Origin of the sequence: Lutibacter sp. (genome assembly GCF_040883305.1) — a bacterium.
In the GTDB taxonomy this organism is placed as follows: Bacteria; Bacteroidota; Bacteroidia; order Flavobacteriales; family Flavobacteriaceae; genus Lutibacter.
Map to the genome: position 1 here is coordinate 1 of NZ_JBFLKT010000123.1, position 7,349 is coordinate 7,349.

Annotated in this window: 6 protein-coding genes; all 6 read left to right on the forward strand. The window is 28.8% G+C overall.

The window, feature by feature from the left end; genetic code table 11:
- A partial coding sequence (locus AB1Z17_RS03820) for a ribonucleoside-diphosphate reductase subunit alpha (RefSeq protein WP_368050473.1) occupies positions 1-1,182 on the forward strand: 1,182 nt, incomplete at its 5' end.
- A gap of 389 nt (positions 1,183-1,571) precedes the next feature.
- Entirely contained in the window at positions 1,572-1,754 is a 183-nt protein-coding gene (locus AB1Z17_RS03825) for a hypothetical protein (protein ID WP_368050474.1), read from the forward strand.
- Positions 1,755-2,414: 660 nt separating this feature from the next.
- Positions 2,415-3,062 carry a hypothetical protein gene (locus AB1Z17_RS03830; RefSeq protein ID WP_368050475.1) on the forward strand — a complete coding sequence of 216 codons (648 nt, stop codon included), beginning with the start codon at positions 2,415-2,417 and terminating at the stop codon, positions 3,060-3,062.
- 76 nt (positions 3,063-3,138) lie between these two features.
- Complete coding sequence (locus tag AB1Z17_RS03835) at positions 3,139-4,104, forward strand: alpha/beta fold hydrolase (RefSeq protein ID WP_368050476.1); 966 nt, start codon at positions 3,139-3,141, stop codon at positions 4,102-4,104.
- Between the two features lie 264 nt (positions 4,105-4,368).
- The gene (locus AB1Z17_RS03840; protein ID WP_368050477.1) at positions 4,369-6,624 is read left to right on the forward strand and encodes an inorganic phosphate transporter; all 2,256 of its coding nucleotides are present in this window, start codon (positions 4,369-4,371) and stop codon (positions 6,622-6,624) included.
- Between the two features lie 126 nt (positions 6,625-6,750).
- Positions 6,751-7,349: Na/Pi symporter (locus AB1Z17_RS03845; protein WP_368050478.1), on the forward strand; the 599-nt coding region annotated here is incomplete at its 3' end.

A 7,349-nucleotide genomic window follows, 5' to 3' on the forward strand; every position in this document is an offset into this window, starting at 1 on the left:
AATCCGTATATGTTGTATAAAGATGCAGCAAACAGAAAATCGAATCAAAAGAATTTAGGAACCATTCGTTCTTCAAATTTATGTACAGAAATAATGGAATATACTGCAAATGATGAAGTTGCAGTGTGTAACTTGGCATCTATTGCAATTCCAATGTTTGTAGAAGAAAATAAAGAAGGTGAGAAATTTTTCAACCATCAAAAACTTTATAAAGTCACAAAAAAGATTACGCGTAATTTAGATACAGTTATAGATCGTAACTATTATCCTGTAAAAGAAGCAGAAAATTCTAACTTCCGTCACAGACCTATTGGTTTAGGAATTCAAGGATTGGCAGATGCTTTTATTATGTTGCGGATGCCTTTTACAAGTGATGAAGCTAAAAAATTAAACGAAGAAATTTTTGAAACTATTTATTTTGCAGCCGTAACTTCTTCAATGGAAATTGCAAAAGCGAAAGAACCCTATTCTACGTACAAAGGTTCACCAATGTCACAAGGAGAATTTCAATTTAATATGTGGAATGTTTCAGAAGATGATTTAAGCGGACGCTGGGATTGGAAAGCGCTTAGAAAACAAGTATTAGAAAACGGTGTTAGAAATTCACTTTTGGTTGCACCAATGCCAACGGCATCCACTTCGCAAATATTAGGAAATAATGAAGCTTTTGAGCCTTATACTTCTAATATTTATACACGAAGAGTTTTAAGTGGTGAATATATTGTTGTAAACAAACATTTACTGGAAGATTTGGTAGAATTAGACCTGTGGAATAATGAAATGAAAGAAAATATTATGCGTGCTAATGGATCTATTCAACATATAGATGTTATTCCTCAAGACTTAAAAGAGTTGTATAAAACTGTTTGGGAAATGAGTATGAAAGATATTATAGATATGTCGCGCCAAAGAGGTTATTTTATAGATCAATCACAGTCGTTAAACTTATTTATGCAAGATGCAAATTACTCTAAACTAACATCTATGCATTTTTACGCCTGGAAAAGTGGTTTAAAAACTGGAATGTATTATTTAAGAACAAAAAGTGCCGTAAATGCAACACAATTTACAGTTTCTAAAGAAAAGAAAGTTGAGGAAACACCACTAAGCCCAGAAGAATTAAAAGCTATGTTAATTGCATCACAAAACAATCCAGACGATTGTGAAATGTGCGGATCGTAGAATAAATACGTGCAAAATGTTAATATCTTGTGAATAAGAAATTTTAACAACAACAAAAATATCACTATAAATAGTGATATTTGAACAATTAATATTTTGTTCTTAAATAAGCTATTTACAGTGGTTAGTAAAACGATTAAATAGTCAACCCAATAATTGAGTCTCATTTTTTAAAATGAGGCTCTTTTTTTTAAATGTTCTCTAAAAAAATTAGTACCTAGTGGAAAAAAATTATTCTATTTTTTCTTATATTTAAAGTAAAAAACATTCCTTTTTAATTTGCCTATTTTTTAGTATTTATAATGATTAATTTCGTTAAAAAAACTACTACACTAGGATTTAAGAAGCTATATGACATATAGAAGAACTTTATCAATAAAATGTATAATATGAGATACCGAGTACATAGAATTGAAGTCAAAAATGACAACATGCAAGAAAAATTAGAACAATATTTAAATAAACTTGATGGAGAAGTTGTTTCAATAATTCCTAATGTTCGTCCAACTTTTCAACTAATGGGGGCAACCGCAAAAATTGATTATATTCTTGTTGTTGAAAAGCAAAAATAAGAAATTCCAAAAGAGCTAATAAGAAGCCAAGAAATGGATAATAATACAACTTTTTGCAACTAAAGCATCCATAAAAAAGATTGATAACAAAAGGATTATTTATTTCGTGATTGCAATATTGTTTTTCTTTTTGACAAAAAATAGGGAGAAATATTTATAGACCATTTATTTCCGCAAACAACATTCATAATTATGGAATTGCTGATAGTATTGGGAATTTGGGAGGAATAATAGTTCAAATATTTTTCACATTAGCAATATTAAACTCACCAAGAAAAAAAGTATTTCGTGTAATTAGATTTATTGTGATTGGATATATTATTTACGAAATATTGCAGCCCTATTTGCCTCGTGGAATATTTGATTGGAAAGACATTTATGGAACTTTAATGGGTGGGATACTATTTCTGTCTTTAAATAAAAGAAGTACACCATACTATAAAAAAATCTAGTGAATTTGGCAGATTGGACTTAAATTGATAATGTTATAAATTAACATCATAATAAATTTTTATGATTAAAAAATACTGAAGCTAACAACTCATAAAATTTATGCTTACTTTTAAATAAAATAACAAACCTATAAACATTTAACTAACGATTTGCTATGTCTGAAAAATCTCAGATTATCTTATAATACAAATCATATAAAAACAAATTATGAAAAAAATTGCGATCCTTATTTTAATTTCAATTACAAGTTTAAGTTGTAACAACACTAACAAAAAAATTGATTATGGTAACATTTTAAACAATTGCTTTTCAGAAAATGAAATAGCAATTTTAAATGAGACTTGTACTCAGTTTGAATCTAATTTAAGTGAACTTTACCCAAAAGAGCCAATTGGAATAAAATACAAACTTTATTTAAAAGATATAAGTGAGTTAAACGAACCAACCGGCTTCGTAAAAAATTCACCGAATAATCTTTTAGATAAATTGAAAAATTCTAGTGTATTTGATAAAATTTGGACTAAATATTCCGCAGCATATTATGAAGACGATTCATACGAAATTCAAGCAAAAACCAACTTGGAAAATACCGAGATTGATACAGCAGAAATTCCGAAAGATTTTTATATTACCAATCCAAAAGGAGCATATGTAGATTGTTTGTTAAAAAATCAAAAAAATATTTTTATCGAAGAGTATCTATTAGCTGTCAGAGATATTGGTGAAATAAGTCCACAAATTTTAGCACAAGGTCTATTAGAATCTATGACGGAATCAGATTATGATGACAAGCCTGTCAGGTTAATAATTGCAATAAATTTATTTTATGAGCAAGAATTCAACACTTCAGAATAAAATATTCTAACTAACACTTTTCAAAATATATACAGTGTCTTATTTTAAATAATTTGCACAATTAACAATTATAATAATGGCACATAGAATTATAATTTATATCGCATTAATTATTTCCTTTAGCACACTACTTTTAGCGTGTAAAAAAGAAACTAAAAGTAGTCAAGAATCTTTAAAACTTCATTTCTTTAGTGCAGATCAATATCAATTTGTTCAAGTTGATGAAGGAATTAATATGGCATATTTAGATTTGGGAAATAGTAACAATCCAATTATTCTATTGTTACATGGTGAACCCAACAATTCTTTTATTTATAGAAATATAGCACCAAACCTAGTGAAACAAAACTTTAGAGTAATTATACCCGATCTTGTAGGTTTTGGATATTCAGACAAACCAAAAAATGCCGCTATTATAACGTATTCAAATCATACAAAATGGTTACATAATTTTATAGATACTCTAAAATTAAAAAACATAAATTTGTTTGCACACGATTGGGGAGGAATGATTTCATTAAGAATTGTTGCTGAAAAATCAACACTGTTCAATAAAGTTGCCGTTTCTTATAGTTATTTATTTGAAGGAAACGAAAACATTCCAGAAAGCTTTATCGGGTTTGTAAATTACGCCAAAAACGATGCTACATTTTCACCTGGAAATATTATGGATTGGGGAACAAACACAAAATTACCAGACACCATAAAAACAGCTTATAATAAACCTTTTAAACTTCAATCTGATTACAATGCTGTTCGGAAATTTCCTTCTTTAATTCCTACTCAAATTAACGATTCCGAAGCTATTATAAATAAAAACCTGTATAAAAAACTAAAATTATTTTCAAAACCATTTATTACAATTTGGGGAAATAATCAGGATTTAATGTGGAAAGGAAAAGATAGCATCTTACAACAAAACATTATTGGGGCAAAAAATCAGACACATTACACTTTAGAATCCAACCATTTTATACAAGAAGACAAGCCAGAAGAACTCACTAAAATTCTAATTGCGTTTTTTAATGAAGATACACGATAAAGCTTTTTGCTTTGGTGAGTCACATTCATTTCAACTATAATATTTTGCAGTAACAATTGTACCCTCAAAATTAGAATGCTAAAAACTTCACTTTTAAGTCAATCTAATCAAAAAAAGTTAGTAAATTTAAATTGATTTTAAAATTTTTTCACAAAAACTTAAGATTGTTCTTAACATTAAGTTAACATTAAGTTAACTTTGGTAACATTAATTTAATATTTGATGTATTAATTGAAAGTATTTTTGCATCGTTAAAAAAAACATATGGAAAACATTTACATTTTAATGCTTGTCGCACTTACTGTTTTAGCAGTTATCGATTTGGTAGTTGGAGTAAGTAATGATGCAGTTAATTTTTTAAATTCTGCAATCGGTTCTAAAGCCGTGTCTTTAAAAACTATAATGATAGTTGCTAGTTTTGGAATCTTCTTCGGCGCTGTATTTTCAAGTGGTATGATGGAAGTTGCAAGAAAAGGAATTTTTAATCCAGCCGAATTTTATTTCGATGAGATTATGATTATTTTCCTGGCTGTAATGATAACAGATGTTATTCTACTCGATTTATTTAATACCTTAGGAATGCCTACATCTACAACGGTATCTATTGTATTTGAATTGTTAGGAGCTGCAGTTGCAATGGCTTTAATTAAAATAAGTGCCTCAGACACACAAACATTTGCAAATTTAGGAAATTATATAAATTCAGATAAAGCTTTATTAATAATTTCAGGAATACTACTCTCCGTGGTGGTTGCATTCTCTGTAGGTGCATTTGTTCAATTTGTTTCTCGATTAATTTTTTCGTTTCATTATCAAAAACAAATGAAATATTTTGGGGCTATTTTTGGTGGGTTTGCGCTCACAGCAATAACCTATTTTATCTTTATGAAAGGTTTAAAAGGAACTCCTTTTTATTCAGATTTAGAGGGGCATTTAGAAGGTAATGAATTATATATCTTAATTGGTAGTTTTGTATTCTGGACAGTTATATCACAATTGTACACTACTATCTTCAAAAAGAACATACTTATTTTAGTAATTATAATAGGAACTTTTGGTTTAGCACTGGCATTTGCTGGTAATGATTTGGTAAACTTTATTGGGGTTCCAATGGCTGCAATGCATTCCTATGAAGCTTGGAGTGTAAGTGGTGTAGATGCATCTGCATTTGCTATGGGCGATTTAGCTAAAAAAGTACCAACAGAATCTTTGTTATTATTTATTGCTGGTGGTATTATGGTTGTAACTTTATGGTTTTCTAAAAAAGCCCGCACAGTTGCTGATACTGAAATTGGACTTGCAAGACAAGGTGATGGACACGAAAAATTTCAAGCAAACTTTTTCTCCCGTTCCATTGTAAGAGGTTCTGTAAATATAAGCAAAGCTATTAACTTTATGTTACCTGCCTCAGTAGCAAAAAAAATTGATTATCAATTTCAAAAACCTGCTGTAGAATTACCAAAAGACAAATCATATGAGCTTCCAGCTTTTGATTTGATTAGAGCTTCTGTAAATTTAATGGTTGCCGGTATTTTAATATCAATTGCAACTTCTTATAAATTGCCATTATCAACAACTTATGTAACTTTTATGGTAGCAATGGGTACTTCATTAGCTGATCGAGCTTGGGACAGAGAAAGTGCTGTTTATAGAGTTGCTGGGGTAGTTAATGTAATTTTAGGATGGTTCTCTACTGCTATTATCGCTTTTGTTGCCGCAGGTACATTTACATACTTAATTCACATAGGAGGAGGAATTGCAATTGCATTATTACTTATTTTAGTTGGATTTTTATTAGTAAGAAGTTTCCTAAGCCATGCTAAAAAACAAAAAGAGAAAAAAGAAAAACGTTACATGGAGCGTGCTGAATTAATTACCATTAATGAAGTTGTAAATGAAAGTTCAGATCATATTGCAGAAGTTGTGAAACGTGTAAATAAATTATATACAAATGTTGTTGATGATTTAGCAACTCACGATTTAAAGAAGCTTTCTAAAACCGAAAAACACGTAAGAAAGTTAAATAAAGAGGTGAACGAATTAAGAGAAGATGTATTCTACTTTATTAAATCTTTAGATGATTCTTCTGTAAAAGCCAGTAGATTTTATATTTTAATATTAGGTTATTTACAAGATATAACCCAATCTATAGAATATATTTCTACTACAAGTTACAAACACGTAAATAACAATCATAAACAATTAAAACCTTCATCTATAAAAGATTTAAGCGTCATTAATGATAAGTTAAAAGTGCTTTTTGATAAAATTGAAAAAGATTTTACTGAAAAAGATTTTGATGATTTATCTAATATTATCGATGCAAAACAGGAAATATTCGATTATGTTTCTGAATCTATTGATAAGCAAATTGCCAGAATTAGAACCGAAGAAAGTAGTCCTAAAAACTCATCATTATATTTTGGAATATTACTAGAAACTAAAGATTTAATTTCTGCAGTAATGAGTTTATTGCAACTATTTCACGATTTTCATATGCAGGAAAAAGCAGCAAAATAGTTGTTAAAATTTTAAATATTTTAAAGCCTTCAAATTTTGAAGGCTTTTTTTTATAAATTATTTACAGTAAGTTTACAACTAAACAGCATTAAACTATTTTTTGAAATTTTCGTTTAAGTTTTATTTATGATAAAAAGACTTTTGTTTGTACTTATATTAATTGCGCTTGGAATAATTTTATATTTCAATCCAAATTTTGAAACAATAACTGCAGGTGTAGCTATTTTACTTTTTGGAATGGTTTTGCTAGAGGAAGGCTTTAAAGTTTTTACAAAGGGTCCTTTAAAAGATTTTCTTAAAAATGCAACTAATAATCTTTACAAAAGTATTTCTGCAGGAGCTTTAGTTACAGCTTTAATACAATCTAGTTCTCTCGTTTCAGTAATTACAATATCATTTATAAGCGCTGGATTAATAAGCTTATCTGGTGGGCTTGGTTTAATTTTTGGAGCAAATATTGGTACAACTGCTACGGCTTGGCTGGTTGCGGGATTTGGATTAAAAATAAAAATTTCTACATTGGCAATGCCTATGTTAATTTTTGGACTCATTTTTTCATTTCAAAAAAAGGCATCTTTAAAAGGAATTGGAAATGTTTTAGCAGGTCTTGGATTCTTTTTCCTTGGAATTCATTATATGAAAGAAGGGTTTGATGTATTTAAAGAACACATAGATTTAACTCAATTTGCAATCTCTGGATTTTTAGGTGTTATCATATATGCCGG